15 protein-coding genes and 3 pseudogenes are annotated in these 18,815 nt (G+C 74.1%); 12 read left to right on the top strand and 6 right to left on the bottom strand.

The genetic code is table 11. The annotated features are described in order from the left end of the window. The first annotated feature begins 182 nt into the window (after positions 1-182). Positions 183-1,094, top strand: coding sequence for an alpha/beta hydrolase fold domain-containing protein (locus ACE1OC_RS35860; protein ID WP_407840492.1), 912 nt, complete (start codon positions 183-185; stop codon positions 1,092-1,094). 27 nt (positions 1,095-1,121) lie between these two features. Here ACE1OC_RS35860 and ACE1OC_RS35855 read toward each other — a convergent pair whose 3' ends face one another. Further along, positions 1,122-1,841 (bottom strand): class I SAM-dependent methyltransferase, encoded by a 720-nt coding sequence (locus ACE1OC_RS35855; RefSeq protein WP_266959883.1) that lies wholly within the window; start codon positions 1,839-1,841, stop codon positions 1,122-1,124. A 181-nt stretch (positions 1,842-2,022) separates the two neighbouring features. Between ACE1OC_RS35855 and ACE1OC_RS35850 the strand changes: the two genes are divergently transcribed. Beyond that, positions 2,023-2,529 (top strand): hypothetical protein, encoded by a 507-nt coding sequence (locus tag ACE1OC_RS35850; RefSeq protein WP_407840491.1) that lies wholly within the window; start codon positions 2,023-2,025, stop codon positions 2,527-2,529. Here ACE1OC_RS35850 and ACE1OC_RS35845 read toward each other — a convergent pair. The 3 genes from ACE1OC_RS35845 to ACE1OC_RS35835 are packed head-to-tail and all read right to left on the bottom strand — an operon-like array spanning position 2,514 to position 5,268. Beyond that, on the bottom strand, positions 2,514-2,900 hold the full coding sequence (locus ACE1OC_RS35845; protein ID WP_407840490.1) for a helix-turn-helix domain-containing protein: 387 nt from the start codon (positions 2,898-2,900) through the stop codon (positions 2,514-2,516). The genes ACE1OC_RS35850 and ACE1OC_RS35845 overlap by 16 nt on opposite strands. Next, positions 2,897-5,044 carry a ferrous iron transport protein B gene (feoB, locus tag ACE1OC_RS35840; protein ID WP_407840489.1) on the bottom strand — a complete coding sequence of 716 codons (2,148 nt, stop codon included), beginning with the start codon at positions 5,042-5,044 and terminating at the stop codon, positions 2,897-2,899. Before feoB ends, ACE1OC_RS35845 begins: the two co-directional genes overlap by 4 nt. Next, positions 5,041-5,268, bottom strand: coding sequence for a FeoA family protein (locus ACE1OC_RS35835; RefSeq protein WP_250739058.1), 228 nt, complete (start codon positions 5,266-5,268; stop codon positions 5,041-5,043). Before ACE1OC_RS35835 ends, feoB begins: the two co-directional genes overlap by 4 nt. A gap of 358 nt (positions 5,269-5,626) precedes the next feature. Between ACE1OC_RS35835 and ACE1OC_RS35830 the strand changes: the two are divergent. Further along, a pseudogene (locus ACE1OC_RS35830) lies at positions 5,627-6,639 on the top strand (MFS transporter); the annotation flags it as partial. 103 nt (positions 6,640-6,742) lie between these two features. Here the strand turns inward: ACE1OC_RS35830 and ACE1OC_RS35825 are convergent. After that, positions 6,743-7,021 (bottom strand): annotated as a pseudogene (locus tag ACE1OC_RS35825) (methylglyoxal synthase); the annotation flags it as partial. A gap of 149 nt (positions 7,022-7,170) precedes the next feature. On the opposite strand from ACE1OC_RS35825, the gene ACE1OC_RS35820 reads away from it, so the two are divergent. Beyond that, positions 7,171-9,561: a SpoIIE family protein phosphatase gene (locus ACE1OC_RS35820; protein WP_407840488.1), complete on the top strand. Its 2,391-nt coding sequence runs from the start codon at positions 7,171-7,173 to the stop codon at positions 9,559-9,561. 58 nt (positions 9,562-9,619) lie between these two features. Here the strand turns inward: ACE1OC_RS35820 and ACE1OC_RS35815 are convergent, their stop codons facing one another. Next, positions 9,620-10,732, bottom strand: a complete 1,113-nt coding sequence (locus ACE1OC_RS35815; protein ID WP_407840487.1) for a glycerol dehydrogenase — start codon at positions 10,730-10,732, stop codon at positions 9,620-9,622. A 299-nt stretch (positions 10,733-11,031) separates the two neighbouring features. Here ACE1OC_RS35815 and dhaK point away from each other — a divergent pair, with 299 nt between their 5' ends. From dhaK to ACE1OC_RS35775, 8 genes and pseudogenes are all read left to right on the top strand, one after another. After that, a complete protein-coding gene (gene dhaK, locus ACE1OC_RS35810) occupies positions 11,032-12,039 on the top strand; it encodes a dihydroxyacetone kinase subunit DhaK (RefSeq protein ID WP_407840486.1) in 1,008 nt (335 codons plus the stop codon). A gap of 44 nt (positions 12,040-12,083) precedes the next feature. Next, positions 12,084-12,779 (top strand): annotated as a pseudogene (gene dhaL / locus ACE1OC_RS35805) (dihydroxyacetone kinase subunit DhaL); the annotation flags it as partial. Continuing rightward, complete coding sequence (locus ACE1OC_RS35800; protein WP_407841787.1) at positions 12,771-13,271, top strand: PTS-dependent dihydroxyacetone kinase phosphotransferase subunit DhaM; 501 nt, start codon at positions 12,771-12,773, stop codon at positions 13,269-13,271. The pseudogene dhaL and the gene ACE1OC_RS35800, both read left to right, overlap by 9 nt. A 227-nt stretch (positions 13,272-13,498) precedes the next feature. Further along, positions 13,499-14,449, top strand: a complete 951-nt coding sequence (locus ACE1OC_RS35795) for an STM4015 family protein (RefSeq protein ID WP_407840485.1) — start codon at positions 13,499-13,501, stop codon at positions 14,447-14,449. After that, positions 14,446-15,588, top strand: coding sequence for an STM4014 family protein (locus tag ACE1OC_RS35790; protein WP_407840484.1), 1,143 nt, complete (start codon positions 14,446-14,448; stop codon positions 15,586-15,588). Before ACE1OC_RS35795 ends, ACE1OC_RS35790 begins: the two co-directional genes overlap by 4 nt. A 1-nt stretch (position 15,589) precedes the next feature. Continuing rightward, positions 15,590-16,408, top strand: coding sequence for an STM4013/SEN3800 family hydrolase (locus tag ACE1OC_RS35785; protein WP_407841786.1), 819 nt, complete (start codon positions 15,590-15,592; stop codon positions 16,406-16,408). A gap of 5 nt (positions 16,409-16,413) precedes the next feature. Then, entirely contained in the window at positions 16,414-17,754 is a 1,341-nt protein-coding gene (locus tag ACE1OC_RS35780) for an STM4012 family radical SAM protein (RefSeq protein ID WP_407841785.1), read from the top strand. Positions 17,755-17,837: 83 nt separating this feature from the next. Further along, entirely contained in the window at positions 17,838-18,683 is an 846-nt protein-coding gene (locus tag ACE1OC_RS35775; protein ID WP_407841784.1) for an STM4011 family radical SAM protein, read from the top strand. Positions 18,684-18,815: the final 132 nt, after the last annotated feature.

Raw genomic sequence — 18,815 nt, 5'->3', positions numbered from 1 at the left:
GGAAGCGCTACGGGGCGTGCGGGCCGGGCAGCGTTCGGACGGCACCAATCTGCCGACCTGCGGGTGATCAGTCCATCGAGGATTTCTTAAGCGGGTCCACAGCCCAGCTTCACGCCTATGCTCCTCAGGTGACGGGCAGGGGCCGGGGAGTGTTCCAGGCCGGGTTTGGGGAGGTGAGGGGCGTGCCGAGTCTGCGCAGCAGGGCGCTTTCGGTCGCGCTGATCGCGGCGGGTCGGCGAAGACGGTTCGGGAGCGCCGAGGCGGTCCGTACCCGGGTGGCGGAATCGATGCGGCGCCCGGCGTCGCACCTGCCCCCGCGTTCGCTGGGCCGGGTGGCGGAGGTCTCGCGGACCTTCGTCGGGGCCTGGCCGGTGTACGAGGTCTCGCCGCTCGGCGTGGAACCGGCCGCCCGGGTGCTGTACGTGCACGGCGGCGGCTACATCAACGAACTGGTCCGCGTGCACTGGTCGCTGATCCGGACCCTGGTCACGCAGGCGCAGGCGCGGGTCGTCGTACCGGCGTACATACTGGCCCCGCGCGGAACCGCCGACCGGACCGTCCCGGTCGCCGCCGACCTGCTCAGCGGCCTGATCGCGAGCGGGGGCCCCGGCGGCACGGTGCTCCTCGGAGATTCGGCGGGCGCCGGGCTGGCACTGGCGGCGGCCCAGCGGCTGCGCGACCGCAACGGGGCGCAGCCTTCGCGGATCGTGCTGATCTCGCCCTGGCTGGACGTGTCCATGAGCCACCCCGACCAGGCGGCCATCGAGGCGGACGACCCGATGTGGGCCCGCCCCGGCCTGCGGGAGGCCGGGCGGCTGTACGCGGGCAACCTGGCGGCCGACGATCCCCTGGTGAGCCCGCTGCACGGGTCGTTCGCGGGGCTGGCCCCGCTGACGGTGTTCACGGGCACCCGGGACGTCCTGACGACCGACAGCCGCGAGCTGCTGAACCGGGCGCGCGCGGCCGGCGTCGAGGTGGAGTTCATCGAGGAGCCGGGGCTGCCGCACGACTACCCGCTGATGCCGGTCCCGGAGGGCAGGGCGGCCCGCGACCGGATCGTGGAGCTGGTCCGCGCGGCGGCGGCGGAGTCCTGAGGCGCCGTCGGCGGCCGGTGCGGCACCTCAGGCCACGCAGTTCATCAGGGAGCCGACGGGGGCCGTGCGGTAGCGGGCCCAGTAGGTCTCGTCCCGGGTCTCGCACGCGGGCGGAGTCCGCGTCGGCTGCCAGGTGACGGTGGCGAAGCCGGCGTCGGCGGCGGCCTCCGCGAAGTCGGCGTGGGCCCACTCGCGGCATTCGAACGGCACCGGCGGGTCGGTCTCCAGCCGGGCCCGCAGCAGTGGGGCGTCCCCGCCGGGAGACCGCTCGACGACGCTGATCCCGTACGGCGCCCAGTCCGCGTAGGGGAAGGCCCCCGGGTTCGGCACGATGGCGAGCAGCCGCCCGCCGGGGCGCAGGTTGGCGCGTACGGCGCGGAACATGGCGTGCAGGGCCGTGCGGTCGTGGGCCTGGTTGAAGAGGTACACGGCGGTGGCCAGGTCGAACGGCCCCAGGGCCGGCATGCCGGCGGCCGCGTCCGCGACGACGTACTCGACGGCGTGCGCGAGGTCCGCGCCGGTCTCCCTGGCCCGGCGGATGCGCTCGGGGCAGCTGTCGACGCCCACCGTCCTGCGGGCCCCGCCGCTCGCCAGCATCCGGGTGGTGCTGCCGTGCCCGCAGGCCATGTCGAGGGTGTCGAGGCCGCGGACGCCGCCGAGGGCGTCCAGGGCGGTGCGCAGGGTGAAGGCATCGGCGACCGAGAAGGCCGGCGGGGGCGTTGACGTGGTGTCGTACTGCTGTCGCATGTCCGCAAGCCTGCCCGCCCGCCGCCCCGGCCGACGGCCCCCACCCCGGAGCTCCCCCGGACGGGGGAGGCGTTCGGATCAGTCCGTACGGCGTACGGGGCCGCGCCCTCGTCCGCCGGACCGACGAGGTCCGCCCGCGGGGACGACGCGCGGCCACCCCGTCCGCGGCCAGCCTGTACGCATGACGACAGCGAGCAGTTCCCTCCCCTCCCCCGTACCGTCGCCCGAGCACGCGCCGACCTGGGCCCGGCGCGCCGCCCACGCCATCGCCCTGTGCGCCGTCCCGTCCGGCCTGTGGCGCATCGCCATGGCGTCCGGTGTCTACGTGGGCTACAGCGACCAGGTGCTGCGCGAGGTCTACGGCATCCCGGGCTGGGGCATCGCCTACGTCGTCGGACTGTCCGTCCTCGCCGAACTGGCCGCCTTGTCACCGCTCCTGCTGGTCGGCGACCGGTGGCGGCCGATGAGCCCCAGGGTCCTCGACCCGCTGGCCTGGACGGCCTCGGGCATCCTGGTCCTGGGGGCGCTGTGGCAGCTCGTGGTCCTCTTCACCGTCGAAAGCCACACGTACCTGGCGAGCGGTACGGCACAGACCGTCTGGGGCTTCGTTTTCGCCCCGCTGCTGGCCGTACCGGCCCTGATGACCGCGGTGACCTGGTCCTACGTGAAGCGTCACCGGGCCCGGTGACGGGCGGGCCGGGCACGATCCGGAAGAGACGGCGGGCGTACGAGGGTCAGGGCGACCAGGGTCGGCCGCGGGACGGCGGTGGAGCCGTCGGGGCAGGTCGTGCATCCCCGCGAGGCGAAGAAGCAGCCCGAGCAGTCCACGGTGCCGATCTCCTCGCGGCGCAGCCGGCCCTTGCGGACCCAGTACGCGGCGAGGTCGGCCGCCTCGGCCCGGTCGATGCCCAGCCGGTCGGCGATCTGGGCGAGCCCCTCGCCGGGGGCCGCCTCCTCGAAGGCGCGCAGCAGGCGGCGCAGCATGCCGGGTCCGGTGGCGGTGGCGGTGGCGCCCCCGTCGGTCCCCTCTGCCCCGCCGATCCCGTCGATCCCGTTCACCACACCAGCCTCGCGATCTGGAAGACCCCGACGGCCAGCAGCCACGCCGCCGTCAGTTGGATGCCGAAGCCGATGGCGGTCAGCCGCGTGCCGATCTCGGCCCGCTGCGCGGCCAGGGTGGCGAAGCAGGGGGTGTAGGCGAGGATGAAGACCAGGAAGGCGAGCGCGGCCGCCCGTTGGTGCCCGCCGGAGGACTCCTCGAAGGTGGCGTGCAGGCTCGCGGTGAGCTTGGGATCGCCGTCCTCCTCGGCCGAGTAGGTCTGGGCGAGGGTGGAGATCACGCCCTCCTTGGCGATCAGGCCGGTGCCCAGCGCCGCCGTGGCGTGCCAGTCGCCGAAGCCGGCCGGGGCCACGAGGGGCGCCGTGGCGCGGGTGACCGTACCGAACACGCTCTGTTCGACGTCGACCTTGCCGAAGCCTCCGTGGCCGGCCGAGGCGGGGACCGCCATGAGCAGCCAGACGCCGGCCGCGGTGGCGACGATGATGCCGCCGGCGGTGCGCAGGAAGGCGGCGAGCTTCTGCCAGACCTGCGCTCCGGTGACCCGCAGGGTGGGCAGCCGGTACGGGGGCAGCTCCAGGACGAGTGGTTCCTCCTTCATGTCCCGGAACAGCAGGGGCCGCAGGAGCAGGCCCATGCCGACGACCAGCAGCACGGAGGCGACGTAGAGGAAGAAGACGACGGTGCCGGAGTTCGAGCCGAAGAAGACGCCCGCGATCATCACGTAGACCGCGAGGCGGGCGGTGCAGCTCATGTACGGGATGAGCAGGCCGACGAGCAGCCGGTGCGAGCGGCGGTTGAGGATCCGGGTGCCGGCGAGGGCGGGGACGTTGCAGCCGAAGCCGACGACGAGCGGCAGGAAGGCGCGGCCGGGCAGCCTCAGCGTGCGCATCAGGCGGTCGGCGACGAACGCTGCGCGGGCGAAGTAGCCGGAGTCCTCCAGCAGCGCCAGCAGCAGGAACATGATGATCATCAGTGGCACGAAGGTGAGCAGTTGGCCCACTCCGTTGATCAGGCCGTCGACGAGCAGTCCGGTCAGCCAGCCGGGCGCGCGGACGGCTTCCAGCAGCCGGTCGGCGCCGCCGCTGACGGGCCCGGAGACGAAGTCGCCGAGGCCGTCCTGGAGGGGTTTGGCCAGGGCGGTGGTGGCCTGGAAGACGCCCCACATGACGGCGAGGAAGAACGGGATGCCGAAGCCCTTGGACAGCAGCAGCCGGTCCACCCGGTCGGTGAGGGTGGGCCGGGCCCCGGCCGGGCGGGGCGCAGCGCGTTCGATGACGGAGTGCGCCCAGGCGTAGCGGGCCTCGGCTACGAGGAGTTCGGCGTCGGTGTCGGCATCGGCATCGGCATCGGCGGAGCCCACCCCTGCGGCCGCTGCGAGCCGGTCCGCCGCCGCCCCTGCCCGCTCGGCCAGCGCCGCCGGGACCGCGGGCGGCCGCTCCCCGCAGAGCAGGCTCACGGCCAGCCACCGGGCGGGGTGCGGGGTCCGCCCGGAGGCCGCCTCGGCCAACTCCGCCAGTTCGGCCGCCACGGGCGAGCCCGCTGCCCAGGCGGAGGTCCGCCCGGGGAGCGGGGCTGCCGCGTCCAGGGCCGCGCCCACCGCGTCGGCGAGCTGGTCCAGCCCGGCCCCGGTGCGTCCCTCCACCCGTACGACGGGCAGCGCGAGCTCGCGGGCCAGCGCGTCCGGGGCGGGGGGCGCGCCGCGCCGGGCGGCGACGTCGGTCATGGTGAGCGCGACCACGACGGGGATGTCGGTGTCGAGGATCTGCGAGAGCAGGTACAGGTTGCGGGCCGGGTTGGCCGCGTCGAGCGCGAAGACCACCGCGTCGGGCCGCTCCCCCTCCGGTGCGGTCAGCACGTCGCGGACCAGCGCCTCGTCCGGGGAGTCGGGCAGCAGGCTGTACGAACCGGGCAGGTCGGCGACGCGCAGCGGGCGGGCGCCGCCCGCGGTGCGCCAGTCGCCATGGGCGACGGAGACGGTCTTGCCGGGCCAGTTGCCGACCCGCTGATGGGCGCCGGTGAGGGCGTTGAAGAGGGTCGACTTGCCGACGTTGGGATTGCCGACGAGGGCGACGAACGGCGTACCGGTACGCCGCTCCGCCATGGCGGTCGCACCGGCCCCGGCCCCGGTCGCGTGACAGCTCATCCGGCGCACCTCAGCCGGCCGGCGGTACGGGTGTCCAGCGCGACCCGGGTGTCACCGAGCCCGACGAGCAGGCCTCCGGTCGCACCCCGGGCGATCACGGTGACGTCCGCGCCCGGTACGAAGCCGAACTCCAGGAGCCGGCGCCGGCTCCCGCCGGCCTGACCGGGGTCGATCCCCGTGATGCGTACGGTCGTCCCTGGACGGCTGTCGTTGAGCGACGGCACCGGACCTCCTTGTTCGAATCCACTTAGGCAAACCTAAGCAGTCCGAAGTGCAACGGCAGCCGGTCAAAGTCCCCGACCGACAGGGACTTTCAGCCCGCGCGGTCCCGGCGGGACCTCGGCCGACCGGCGGGCCGGCGGGCCGGCTCACCCGGGGCCCGGCCCCGGGCGCAGCAGCGCACGGGCGCAGTCGCGCAGCCAGGCGTGTGCGGGAGCCGCGTCGTGGCGCGGGTGCCGGGCCATGCCGAAGGGGAGCGGCGGCAGGATGAGGGCGAGCTCGAAGACGCTGCGGCCCGGGACACGCTCGATTCCTCCGGGAGGACGTCCAGGGCGACGAGGAGGTTCAGGTCGAAGCCCGGACCCGGCCGGCGCCCTCGGCGACCGGTACGGCCGCAAGGGCGCCCTGCTCGCCGGGCGCAGGCTGTGCGGGGCGGGAGCGGCCCTGATCATGCCCGCCACGATGTCGGTCCTGGTCCACCTGTCCCCGCCCGAGCTGCGCGGCCGGGCCCTGGCCACCTGGACGCTGTCCGCCGGCCTCGGGGGCCTGGCGGGCAACGTCGGCGGCGGGCTCGCCGGGCAGTACCTCACCTGGCGGGCCCTGTTCTGAGCCGTCGTCCCGCTCGGCGCACTGCTCGCGCCGGCGGTCGCCCGCGCGGTGCCCCGTACGCCTTCGCGCACCGATGCCGCCGTCGATCCAGCGGGGGCGGCCCTGCTCGCCGGGCCCTCTTCGCCGTGGTCTACGCGATCATCGAGGGGCCCTCGTACGGCTGGGGCTCGGCGCGCGTCCTGGGCGCCTTCGGCGCGGGCGCGGTGCTGTTCGCCGTCTTCACCGGCCACGCGCTGCGCGCCGCCCGTCCGCTGCTGGACCCGCGGATCTTCGCCTCGCGCAGGCTGCGGGCCGGGGCGCTCGGCATCGGAGCCGCCTTCTTCGGGCTCTTCGCGCTGTTCTTCGTCGACGCCCAGTACCTCCAGTACGCCAAGGCCTTCCCCCCGGCCCGGGCGGGCCTCGCGATCGTGCCGCTGACCCTCGGCATGGCCCTGGTGCCCAGGCTGGGCGCCCGGCTCCAGGAGCGGACCGGGCCCCGGCTGCCCGTCGGTTCGGGGCTCGGCCTGATCGGCGGCGGCCTGCTGCTGGTCTCCACCGCCGACGCGGGCACCCCGTACGCCCTCTACGCGCTCCACCTGCTGGTGCTGTCGGCGGGCACCGGGCTCTGCGCGCCCGCGCTGACCCTCACCGTGGTCTCCGAGCTGCCCGCGCACCGGGCGGGGCCGGGTTCCGGCCTGAACACCGCCGCCCGGGAGCTCGGCGCGGTGCTCGGGGTGGCGGTGGTCGGCACGGTGCTGGCCTCCCGGTTCCACGGGGTGCGAGCGGGCCTGCGGCCGACTGACTTTCGAGGGAGAAACCGTCCTCGGACGTCGCCTCCACACTCGCTGGATTCAAGGCGACGGGAATATCGCGGAGCACTGCAATACGCACGAGGGCGAGTACGTCATGTACGTGCGGAGCGGCCCACAGGGGGTCCCAGAAGAATACGAGCGAGGTGACATCTCCGGAAATCACCATCGAGCCGATCTGCTGGTCCCCGTCGTGCGGTCCGGACTCAACCACCTTGATCCACAAGCCGAGTTCCGATCTGAGCAGTCGTGCGGTGGAGCTGGTTCCCACCAGTCCGTGCCGGGCCACGGAACGGTGATTGCGCCGCACCCAATTCAGTAGGTCGTTCTCCCTCTGGTCATGTGCCGCGATAGCGATCATCAGCCGACACCAACCCGGCTTGATCCCTTCCGCCATTCAGGGCACGGAATTCCGAATTGCGCCGCCACCCGTCCGATATTCGGATCCGATGACGGTGGCGGCCTTCCGGGGGGTGTGCGGAAGCCCTGGCCCGAGGGCATTCTGGAAAGGTGACGGCGAGACCGGACACCGGCGGCCCCGTCACCGACGCCACGGCCCGGACACTCGCGCGGGCCGCTCTCGATGCCGTGGGGGCCGCCGGCGGGTACGCGGGCTGCGTCTACCTGCGCTCCGGCACCGAAGGGCTGCTGCTGATGGCGGCCGTGACCGGGATCCCGGGCCCGCTGTTCCGCCCGTGGTGGCGGATGCACGTGAACCGCCCGTACCCCGTCGCCGAGGCCTACCGGTCCGGCCAGTCCGTGCACCTGCCCGACGCGGAATCGGCGATGCGGCGCTTCCCCCAGCTGATGGCCGGGCTGCCGTTCCCCTTCGGCTCGCTCTACGAACCCGTGACCCGCGGCCGCGAGCGCTACGGCGTCCTCGTGGTGCTGCGCCCCGCGACCCCCGGGGTCCCGGTCGGGCCCGGCGACCGGAAGCGGCTGCGCGCGGTGGCCACCCGGCTGGCCGGGGAACTGGCCGCACTCGCCGCGGGCGGGGCCACGGTGACCTGGGAGGGCGAACCGTTGTGCTTCCCCGGTCCGGGCCCGACGGGCAGCCCGGCGGACGGCACGCCAGGCGGGACGGCAGGCAGGACGGCAGACGGTGCAGCCGGCCGTGCAACGGGCGGTACACCGGTCGCCCCCCGGGGCAGCCGCCCGGGCGGTACCGCGGACGGCCCCGCCGAGGGCGCCCGCGCCGCCGTGGACCGGCTGGACCTGGCCGTCCTGTCGGTGGACCGTCAGGGCGTGATCGGCTTCGCCAACTCCCGCGCCCGCTCCGCCGCCACGACCCTGCTCGGCTCCGACGGCGCGGACCTCTCCGGGCGGATGCTGTGGGAGGCGCTGCCCTGGCTCGGACACCCCGCCTACGAGGACCACTTCCGGGCCGTGTTCCTCTCCCCCGCTCCCGTGCACTTCCAAGCGGCCCGGCGCGGACCCGAACCCTCCCCGCGCTGGCTGTCGGTGGGCCTGCATCCCGGGATCGACGGGGTCACCGTCACCATCGCCGAGGCCGAACCACCCACGTACGCACCCGAGTCGCTGATGCGGCCCGGCGCGGGGTTCGGTTCACCGGGCCTGGGTTCGCCCGCCGACCGGGCCTCGGCCCTGTACCGGCCGGTGGCGCTGGCGATCGCGCTGACCGAGGCGGTGACGGCCCGCCAGGTGTCGATGGTGGTCACCGACGAGCTGCTCCCGGCCTTCGGCGGGCGGCAGTTGGCGATCTACCTGCTCGGCGAGGGCCATCTGCACCTGGCGTGGGAGACCGGATTCCCCCGGGGCTTCCTCGACCGGTTCGACGGGGTCGCGCTGGACGTGCGGCTCCCCGGGGTGGAGACCCTCACCTCGGGCCGTCCGATGTTCTTCGAGTCGATGCAGCACCTGGCCGCCGCCTACCCGGGAATCGAGCTCGACGCCGATGTCGGCGCCCGGGCCTTCCTCCCCCTGATCGCCTCCGGCCGGCCCGTCGGCTCGTGCATCCTCGGCTTCGACGCCCCGCGCGGATTCAGCCCGGAGGAGCGTACGGTGCTCACCGCGCTGGCCGGGCTGATCGCGCAGGCGCTGGAGCGGGCCCGGCGCTACGACAGTGAATCGGCGCTGGCCCGCGGGCTCCAGGCGGCGCTGCTCCCGCACCGGCTGCCGGTGCGGGAGAACGTGGTCACGGTGGGGCGGTACCTGCCCGGCACCGCCGGCATGGACGTCGGCGGCGACTGGTACGACGTCATCGAGGCGGGCGGCGGGCGGCTCGCGCTGGTCATCGGCGACGTCCAGGGCCACGGGGTGGCTGCCGCGGCCACCATGGGGCAACTGCGCAGCGCCGTACGGGCCTTCACGCTCGGCGGCAATACGCCGGAACAGGTGATGCGCGGCACGAACGAGCTGCTCATCGACCTCGATCCGGGTCAGTTCGCCAGCTGTTGCTACGTCCTGCTCGACCCGGCGTCCGGCCTCGCCCTCGCCGTCCGGGCCGGGCATCCCCAGCCGCTGCTGCGGCATCCGGGCGGCCGGACGGAGGTGCTGGACCTGCCGGGCGGGATGGTGCTCGGCGTCGACGCCGAAGCCACGTACCCGGTGACCCGGCTGCGGATCGAGCCGGGGGCGGTGCTCGCCCTGTACACCGACGGCCTGGTGGAGATCCCGGGCACGGACATCGACGTGGGAGTGGAGCGGCTGCGCGCCGCACTGGCGGCCGCCGGTCCCGCCCCGCTGACCGAGACGGCGGACCGGCTGGTCGCCGAGCCGGGGCACTCCACGGACCGGCCGGACGACATCGCCCTGCTGCTCGCATCCCGCACCTCCGCCCCGGAGGTGGCCACCCCGGAGGTGACCACCCCGGACCCGGCGGACGCGGCCCGCGCCGCGGGGGACGGCCCGCGTGCGGAGCCCCGCAGGACGGCCCCGTAGGACGGCCCCGTAGGACGCGGGCCGCCTTGCTCAGCCCGCGCCCCGCCCTTCTCTGCCGCTACCTCTTGGCGTAGGCGCGGGCGTAGGAGTCGCCCGCGATCAGGGCGTCGGCGACCATCTCCGGGGTCACCGGGAACGGCATGTTGTGCGTGGTCTCGCCCTCCGCGGTGGCCGCGCGCCCGATGGCGAGGAGTTCCTCGCGGTCCGGGTCGCCGAGACCGATCTCGGCGAGGGTGGTGGGCAGGCCGACGGCGCGGCTGAAGCGCAGGTAGGTGTCCAGCTCGTCGGTCGGGGCGCCTTCCAGGACCAGCTGGGCGAGGGTGCCGATGTTGACCTTCTCGCCGTGCATCATGCCGTGCACCTTGTGCGAGACGGTCAGCCCGTTGTGGATGCCGTGCGCGGCGGCGAGGCCGCAGGACTCGAAACCGAGGCCGGAGAGAAGGGTGTTGGCCTCCGTGACCTTCTCCAGCGCCGGGGTCACCACGTGTGCCTCGGCGGCCAGCCGGGCCTGGGGGCCGTACTCCATCAGGGTCTCCCAGCACAGCCGGGCCAGCGCGAGGGAGGCCTCGGTGGCGAGACCGCCGGCCATGGCGACCCGGTTGGCGGCCACGCAGACCCGGGCCTCGTACCAGGTGGCGAGCGCGTCGCCCATGCCGGAGACGATGAAACGGCTCGGCGCACCCGCGACGAGCGCGGTGTCGACGAGCACCAGGTTGGGGTTGCGCTGGAAGAAGGAGTAGCGCTCGAAGGCGCCCGACTCGGTGTAGATCACGGCGAGCGCGCTGGTCGGCGCGTCGGTGGAGGCCACCGTGGGCGCGGACACGACGGCGATGTCTCCGAGCGCGTGGCCCACGGCCTTCGCCGTGTCGATGGCGGTGCCTCCGCCGATGCCGATGATGACGTCCGCACCGGCGGCCCGGGCGGCCGCGGCGACCCGGTCGATCTCCTTCTGGGTGCAGAGCCCGCCGAAGACCTCCTTGGTCAGCTTGACCCCGGCTCCGGAGAGGGAAGCGGTGACGGCCGTGTCCACGAAGCCCCAGACGCCCTTGTCCGCGAGGACCACGGCGTTCGTCCCGAGACGGGCCGCGTGCTCGCCCAGGTCGTTCATCGCCCCGGCGCCCTGCACGTACTTCGGCGGGCTGATCATCATGCGCGTACCGACGGTCTTCACGTGAATCCTCCTCATTGCGAATTCATTTGCGCTTGCTCATTTATCCCTATCACGGATCTCGGTCACATCCGAGATATGCACGGTCCCCTTGCGAACGGGCCCTTCCGCAGCCGGATCCGGGACCAAGGGCCCGAGCTGTTTCGCAGGTTCGCCAGAGTAAAGTTCTAGCCAAGCGCCCCGGAAGCGGTGGCGGATCGGCGACGGTGCCGACTTAATACCGTCCCGCAATTCCTCTTTCGCTCCGGACCGCTATGACGAGTCACCCGTTCCGCGTTCCCCTTTCAAGGAAAGAGGCCCCCGTGAAGAAGCTCATCAATTCCCCCGAAAGTGTCGTCTCCGACGCACTGCGCGGAATGGCCGCCGCTCACCCGGGGCTCCGCGTCGAGGCGGAGAAGGGCATCGTCACGCGGGCCGCCGGAGCGGCCGGGGAGCCGACCGGGAAGGTCGCGGTGCTGTCGGGCGGCGGCAGCGGGCACGAGCCGCTGCACGCCGGGTTCGTCGGGCGCGGCATGCTGGCGGCGGCCGTGGCCGGCCCGGTGTTCACCTCCCCGGTGCCGGACACCATCGCGGCCGCGACCTGCGCGGTCGACGCGGGTGCGGGCGTCCTGCACATCGTGAAGAACTACACGGGCGACATCCTCAACTTCACGATGGCGGCGGAGGACTGCGAGGACGAGGGCGTCAAGGTCGAGCAGGTCGTCGTGGACGACGACGTGGCCGTCGCCCGGACGGAGCACGGGCCCGGCCGACGCGGCACCGGCGCCACCCTGTTCGTGGAGAAGATCGCGGGCGCGCTCGCCGAAGAGGGCGCCCCGCTCGCCGAGGTGGCCGCGGTGGCCCGCAAGGTCAATGCGAACGCGCGCAGTTACGGCGTCGCCCTGAGCTCCTGCACCACCCCCGCCAAGGGCAGCCCCAACTTCACGCTCGGCGAGGACGAGATCGAGCTGGGCATCGGGATCCACGGCGAGCCCGGCCGCGAGCGGCGCACGCTCATGACGGCCGCCGAGACCGCGGAGGCGATGCTCGACGCCATCCTCGACGACCTCCCGGAGGCGGCCGGCGCCCCCGTCATCCTCCTCGTCAACGGCCTGGGCGGTACCCCGCCCGTGGAGCTGTACATCATGCGCGCGGAGGTCGAGCGGGTGCTCGGCGAGCGCGGGATCACCGTGGCCCGGTCCCTGGTCGGCAACTACGTCACCAGCCTGGACATGGCCGGCTGCACCCTCACCCTGTGCCGCGCCGACGAGGAGCTGCTGCGCCTGTGGGACGCGCCGGTGGACACCCCGTCCCTGCGCTGGGGCTGCTGACCCCGCCCGCCCTTCCCTCCCGACACTCTCCAGGAGCCCTCTCCATGACCGTCACGCCCGCCACTGCGACCACCTCCACGCCCCCGCCCGCCGAGGCCCACGCCGAGGCCCCCGCGCTGGACACCGCCTACTTCCGCCGCTGGATCGCCGAGACCGACCGGCTCGTACGGCGGGACAGCGCGCGCCTCACCGAGCTGGACGCGGTCATCGGTGACGGGGACCACGGGGCCAATCTCGTACGGGGCTTCGGCGCCGTCGGCGCGGCCGTGGCCGAGCAGCGGCCCGCCACTCCGGGGGCGCTGCTGACGCTGGCGGGCACCACGCTGACCAACACCGTGGGCGGCGCCTCCGGCCCGCTGTTCGGCACCGCGCTGCGCCGCACGGGCAAGGTGCTCGGCGACACCGGGGCACCGACCGTGGCGGAGCTGGGGGCCGCGCTCGGAGCCGGGCTCACGTCGGTGCAGAAGCTGGGCGGCGCCGAGCTCGGTGACGCCACCCTGGTGGACGCCCTGGCTCCCGCGGTGACGGCGCTGGCCGAAGCCGCCGCGGCGGACCGGCCGCTGCGCGAGGCCCTGGACGAAGCCGTACGGGCGGCCCGCGCGGGCGCCGACGCCACCGAGCCCCTCGAAGCCCGCAAGGGCCGGGCCAGTTACCTCGGCGAGCGCAGCATCGGCCACCAGGACGCGGGGGCCAACTCCGTGGCCCTGCTCATGGAGGCGCTGCGCACCGCGGTGGACGCACCGGAGGCGGAACTCACCTCCGCGGAACCGGCCGCCACCGAGGAGCCGGCGCACGAGCAGGAGCAGGAGCAGGCGCCGAAGGCCCGTACCGGCCGCGTCGGCGTGGTGCTCGTCTCGCACAGCAAGGCGGTCGCGGAGTCCGTGGCGGCGCTGTCGGCCGCGCTGCTGGGATCGGTCGAGCCGGCTCCGCTGGCGGTGGCGGGCGGCACCCCCGACGGCGGGATCGGCACCAGCGCGGAGCTGATCACGGCCGCCGCCCGGTCGGTGGACGAGGGCCGGGGCGTGGCCGTGCTGTGCGACATGGGCAGTGCGGTGCTGACGGTGAAGTCGCTGCTCGCCGAGGAGCCCTCGCAACTGCCCGAAGGCTCACGGATCGTGGACGCGCCGTTCCTGGAGGGCGCCGTGGCCATCACGCTGACCTCGGCGATCGGCGGAGACCTCGATACCGTACTGGCCGCCGCCGAGGACGCGCGCGGCTACCGCAAGCGCTGACCTGAAGCCGGGCGAGTCGGAGGGGGAGGACGCCCTCCCCCTCCGGCTTCACCGCCCCGTGGCAGCATCAGGGGCATGACAGATGTGGCAGACCCTGACGGCCGGAGTCCGGGCGGCCGGGTGGCGAGCCTGAGCCTGTGGGTGTTGTCGGTGGGACTTGGTAGAACTGTTGTCGGAAGACACGCACGGCCGGCCCACCACCCGCCACACCGTCAGGAGCAGCGCACATGACCATCGGGGATCACCTGAGCGAGCTGGGCGGCCTGCCGGCCTTCGACTTCCCGGGGCCGAAGGACGCTCGCGAGCTGCCGGAGGCCGGGTCCGTGGCCTGGCGGATCTCTGTGGACACCTACGACGCCGAGGAGGAATGGCCGCAGGCCTTCGCCCGGTTCACCGAGTCCGTGGACACCTCGCGCGTGCGTTCCCTGATCGTGGGCGGCTGGTCCGATGCGTACGAGGCCTCCAGCGCCGGGATCGTCGAGGCGCTCGTCGAAACCGCTCCGAAGTTCCCCGCGCTGCGGGCGCTGTTCGTCGGCGACATCACCTTCGAGGAGTGCGAGGTCTCCTGGATCCAGCAGTCGGACGTGGGTCCGCTGCTGCCCGCGTATCCCGCACTGGAGGTGTTCGGAGTGCGCGGCGGCGAGGGACTGCTCTTCCCGCCCGTGGAGCACGCGGCGCTGCGCGTGCTGCGCCTGGAGGCCGGCGGGCTCCCGAAGGAAGTCGTGGCCGGGGTCGCGGGGAGCACGTTCCCCGCCCTCACCGAGCTCGATCTGTGGCTGGGCACCTCCGACTACGGCGGCGATGCCGAAGTCGGCGACCTGGAGCCGTTCCTGAGCGGCGAGCGGCTGCCCGCCCTGCGCAGGCTCGCGCTGCGCAACAGCGAGATCCAGGACGCCGTCGCGGCGGCGCTCGCCACCGCTCCGGTCGTGGACCGGCTGGAGGTGCTCGACCTCTCCATGGGCGTCCTGACCGACGAAGGCGTGGAGGCCCTGCTCGCGGGGCGCCCCCTGACCCATCTCACCAAGCTCGACCTGCACCACCACTACGTCCGCGAACCGCTGCGGGAGCGGCTGAGCGCGGCGCTCGCCCCCCACGGCGTGGAGGTGGATCTGGGCGACCCCCAGACCGCGGACGTCGATGACGACGCCGAGTACCGCTACGTCGCGGTCGCGGAGTGACGCGTACGGCTCCCGCGGCCTTCGCCGTCGTCGGCAATCCGGGCAACCGCCGGGTCGCCCTGTTCCAGGACGCCGTGCGCGCCGCCGGACTGCCCGCGGCGCGGGTGGTGCCGTGGCGGGACGTGCTGACCGGCCGGGCCGTCTTCCGGGCGGGCGAGTGCGTACGGATCGACTCTCCCGGCGAGGACCCGGAGGTGGAGCGGCTGCTGCGCGGGGCCGCCGATGCCTCCCGCGTCGAGGGCACGGGACGCTGGTACCGCCGGTTCACCGAGGCGGTGCACCGGGTGGCGGAGGAGGTGCGGTCGGCCGGCGGCACGCTGACGGGCGATCCGGACGAGCTCGCGGTGCTGTTCGACAAGCGGCTCTGCCACGGGGTGCTGGCGGCCGCCGGGACGCCCGTCCCGGCCTCCCCCACCTCGGGCCCGGACGCCGTCCGCGCACCGGTGCGCGGTTGGGAGGAGGTCCGGGCGGTCCTCGCCCTCCCCGGCTACCGCCGGGCGTTCGTGAAGCTCGCGCACGGCTCCTCGGCCTCCGGGGTGCTCGCGGTGGAGACGGGCGCGGGCGGCAGGATCCGCGCCACCACCTCCGTGGAGCGGTCCCCTTCGGGGGCGCTGCACAACTCGCTCCGCCTGCGGCGGTACGAGGACGAGCGGGTGATCGGCGCCGTCGTCGACGCCCTGGCCCCCGACGGCCTGCACATCGAGCGGTGGCTGCCGAAGGCTTCCCAACAGGGGCGCTCCGCCGATCTGCGGGTGGTCGTCATCGGCGGCCGGGCCACGCACGCCGTGGTCCGCACCGCGGCCGGTCCGCTCACGAACCTGCACCTCGGCGGTGCCCGCGGCGATCTCGACGCGGCCGTCGCCGCGGTGACGGCCGCGGGCGGCAGCTGGGAGGCGGACGCGCTCGCCGTCTGCGAGCGGGCCGCGGCGGCCTTCCCGCGCACCCTCTGCGTGGGGGTGGACCTGCTGCCCGCCCTCGGCTGGCGGAGCTTCGCCGTGGGAGAGGTCAACGCCTTCGGGGACCTGCTGCCCGGGCTGACGGGACTGCCCGGCTCGCCCGCCGAGGGCCGGGACACCTATGCGGCCCAAGTGGCCGCCGTACGACAGGAACAGCATGCACACGCCCCCGCCCACCCCTGACATGAACGAGGTCGTCGGCCGCGACGACCTGCTGCTCGTCACCCTCGACACGTTGCGCCACGACGTGGCCGCGCGGCTGGCCGCCGAGGGACGGATCCCGAACCTGGCGGCGCGGCTGCCCGGCGGGGTGTGGGAGCGGCGGCACGCGCCGGGGAGCTTCACCTACGCCTCCCACCAGGCCATGTTCGCCGGCTTCCTGCCCACCCCCGACGGGCCGGGCCCGCATCCGCGGCTGTTCGCCGCCCGGTTCCCGGGCAGTGAGACCACCGCCGGGCGCACCTGGGTGTTCGACACCCCGGACCTGGTGTCGGGGCTGGCCGGGGCGGGCTACCGGACCGTGTGCGTGGGGGGCGTCGGCTTCTTCAACAAGGCGGCCGCGCTGGGCTCCGTACTCCCCGGGATGTTCCAGGAGTCTTACTGGGAACCGGAGTTCGGGGTGGCGTCACCGACCTCCTTCGAGGCGCAGGTGTCCCGTGCCGAGCGGGTCGTCGCCGAACTGCCGCACGACCGGAGGCTGTTCCTCTTCCTGAACGTGTCGGCCATGCACCAGCCCAACTGGTTCCACTCCCCCGGGGCGACCGCCGGGGACGGGGACTCGTGGGAGACCCACGCGGCCGCGCTGGAGTACGTCGACCGGCACATCGGGCGGCTCTTCGAAGCGATGCGGTCGCGCCGAAGCTGCTTCGCGATCGTCTGCTCCGACCACGGGACCACGTACGGGGACGACGGGTACACGGGGCACCGGCTCGCCCACGAGGCGGTCTGGACGGTCCCGTACGCACAGTTCCACCTGAACCACGAGGAGCCCGGCCCCCGATGACCCCCATGACCACGCCCACGACCGGCGCCACCCCGTACGAGAGCTACGTGTACGCCTACCCGCACAAGACGGCGTACCGGCCGCTCCCCGAGCGGCCGGAACTGCGCGGGCTGTGGGCGGAGCAGCCCAAGAACGCCCTCTCGCTCTACCTCCACGTCCCCTTCTGCGAGGTGCGCTGCGGATTCTGCAACCTCTTCACCCGGATCGGCGCCCCGGAGGGCCTGACCACGGCCTACCTCGACGCGCTGGAGCGGCAGGCGACGGCGGTCCGCGGCGCGCTGGGCGACGAGGAGCCTGTACGGTTCGCGGCGGCCGCCTTCGGCGGCGGGACGCCGACCTTTCTGACGGCGTCCGAGCTGGAGCGGCTCTGCGACATCGCGGAGAAGGCCGCGGGCGCCGATCTGCGGGCGGTGCCGCTGTCGGTGGAGGCCTCGCCGGCCACGGCCACGGCGGACCGGCTCGCCGTCCTGGCCGACCGGGGGACGACCCGGCTCAGCCTGGGGGTGCAGAGCTTCGTGCCCGACGAGGCGCGTTCCGCCGTGCGTCCGCAGAAGCGGGCGGAGGTGGAGGCGGCCCTGTCGAGGATCCGGGACGCCGCACTGCCGGTGCTCAACATCGATCTGATCTACGGCATAGACGGGCAGACGGAGGAGAGCTGGCGGTACTCCCTGGACGCGGCGCTCGCCTGGCGGCCGGAGGAGCTGTACCTGTACCCGCTGTACGTACGCCCGCTGACGGGCCTGGGGCGCAGGCCGGCCGACGCCTCGTCCGCCGGGTGGGACGAGCAGCGGCTGCGGCTGTACCGGGCCGGACGGGACCACCTGCTCGCCGCCGGGTACGAGCAGGTGTCGATGCGGATGTTCCGCCGGACCGGGGCCCCGCAGGAGGGTGCCGACGACTACGCCTGCCAGACCGACGGCATGATCGGCCTCGGCTGCGGGGCCCGCTCCTACACGGCCGAACTGCACTACTCCTTCGACTACGCGGTCGACATGCGGCAGATCCGCACGATCGTCGACGACTACGTGAGCCGCCCGGAGGAGGACTTCGCGCGGGCCGAGCACGGCCGCTGGATCGACGCCGAAGAGGCCCGGCGCCGACACCTGCTGCAGTCCCTGCTCCAGGCGCACGGGATGCCGGTGAGCGAGTACCGGGAGCGGTTCGGGAGCGGTCCGTGGGAGGACTTCCCGGCGGAGCTGGCGGCCTTCGCGGAGCGCGGCTGGCTCGTGGACGACGCCGAGCTGCTGCGGCTGACCCCGGAGGGGCTGGCGCACTCGGACGCGGTGGGCCCGGCGCTGTTCTCGGCGGACGTACGGGCCACGATGGCCGCGTACGAGCGCAAGTGACGGCGGCGGGGCGGGAGACGGCCGTGGAGCGGGAGACGGCGGCGGAGCGGGAGGCGGCGGCGCGCGCGGTGGAGGGGCCGCCGATGGACCTGACCGTCCTCTACCGGGGGCCGCTGTCCTCCTGCGACTACGACTGTCCCTACTGCCCCTTCGCCAAACGGCGCGACAGCCGGGAGCTGCTGGCGGCCGACCGGGCCGCACTGGAACGGTTCACCGGCTGGGCGGCCGGGAACACCGGCGACCGGCTGTCCGTCCTGTTCACCCCGTGGGGCGAGGGCCTGGTCCGCTCCTGGTACCGGCGCGCCCTGGTCGAGCTGTCGCACCTGCCGCACGTGCGCCGCGTCGCGATCCAGACCAACCTGAGCGGCCGCACCGGCTGGACCGCCGGGGCCGACCGGGACACGCTCGCGCTGTGGTGCACGTACCACCCGGGGCAGGTCCCGTACGACCGCTTCCTGGGCAAGTGCCGGGAGCTGGCGGCCTCCGGGGTGCGGTTCAGCGTGGGCGTGGTCGGCCTGCCCGAACACCTCGCGGAGGCCCGCCGGCTGCGCGCCGAGCTGCCGCCCGAGGTGTACCTGTGGGTCAACGCGGCGGAGGGGCACGCGTACACCGATCCGGAGGCAGCCGACTGGACCGGCCTGGACCCGCTCTTCCCGTACAGCCGCCACCCGCACCGCTCGGCGGGCCTGCCGTGCCGCACGGGCGCCTCGGTGATCTCGGTGGACGGCGCCGGCACGGTCCGGCGCTGCCACTTCGTCAAGGCGGAGCTGGGCAACCTCTACGACGGCTCGTACCGGGCCGCCCTGCGCCCGCGCGCCTGCCCCCTGGCGGTCTGCGACTGCCACATCGGCTACGTCCACCTGGAGACGCTCCCGCTCTACGACGTCTTCGCGGGCGGCGTCCTGGAGCGGATCCCGGCCCTCCCGTGACACGGGAGGGCGGCGGGTGGGCAAAGCGGAGGGAAATTCACCCACGGTCACATGCGGTTATCGCACACGGTGATCGTGCAGCGTTTACACGGCGTTCATGACGCGCGCGGCGGACACCCTGCCACCGGACGA

This window comes from Streptomyces stoeckheimensis, from assembly GCF_045822005.1.
GTDB lineage: Bacteria > Actinomycetota > Actinomycetes > Streptomycetales > Streptomycetaceae > Streptomyces > Streptomyces stoeckheimensis.
Note: the sequence above shows the minus strand (reverse complement) of the source record. Positions and strands in the feature narration are given on the sequence as shown.

Excerpts from the sequence above, each read along its gene's own strand:
- ACE1OC_RS35850 (WP_407840491.1), top strand. The coding sequence starts at position 2,023 with ATGACGACAGCGAGCAGTTCCCTCCCCTCCCCCGTACCGTCGCCCGAG.
- ACE1OC_RS35780 (WP_407841785.1), top strand. The coding sequence starts at position 16,414 with ATGACCACGCCCACGACCGGCGCCACCCCGTACGAGAGCTACGTGTAC.
- ACE1OC_RS35785 (WP_407841786.1), top strand. The coding sequence starts at position 15,590 with ATGAACGAGGTCGTCGGCCGCGACGACCTGCTGCTCGTCACCCTCGAC.
- ACE1OC_RS35775 (WP_407841784.1), top strand. The coding sequence starts at position 17,838 with ATGGACCTGACCGTCCTCTACCGGGGGCCGCTGTCCTCCTGCGACTAC.
- feoB (WP_407840489.1), bottom strand. The coding sequence starts at position 5,044 with ATGAGCTGTCACGCGACCGGGGCCGGGGCCGGTGCGACCGCCATGGCG.
- ACE1OC_RS35855 (WP_266959883.1), bottom strand. The coding sequence starts at position 1,841 with ATGCGACAGCAGTACGACACCACGTCAACGCCCCCGCCGGCCTTCTCG.
- ACE1OC_RS35795 (WP_407840485.1), top strand. The coding sequence starts at position 13,499 with ATGACCATCGGGGATCACCTGAGCGAGCTGGGCGGCCTGCCGGCCTTC.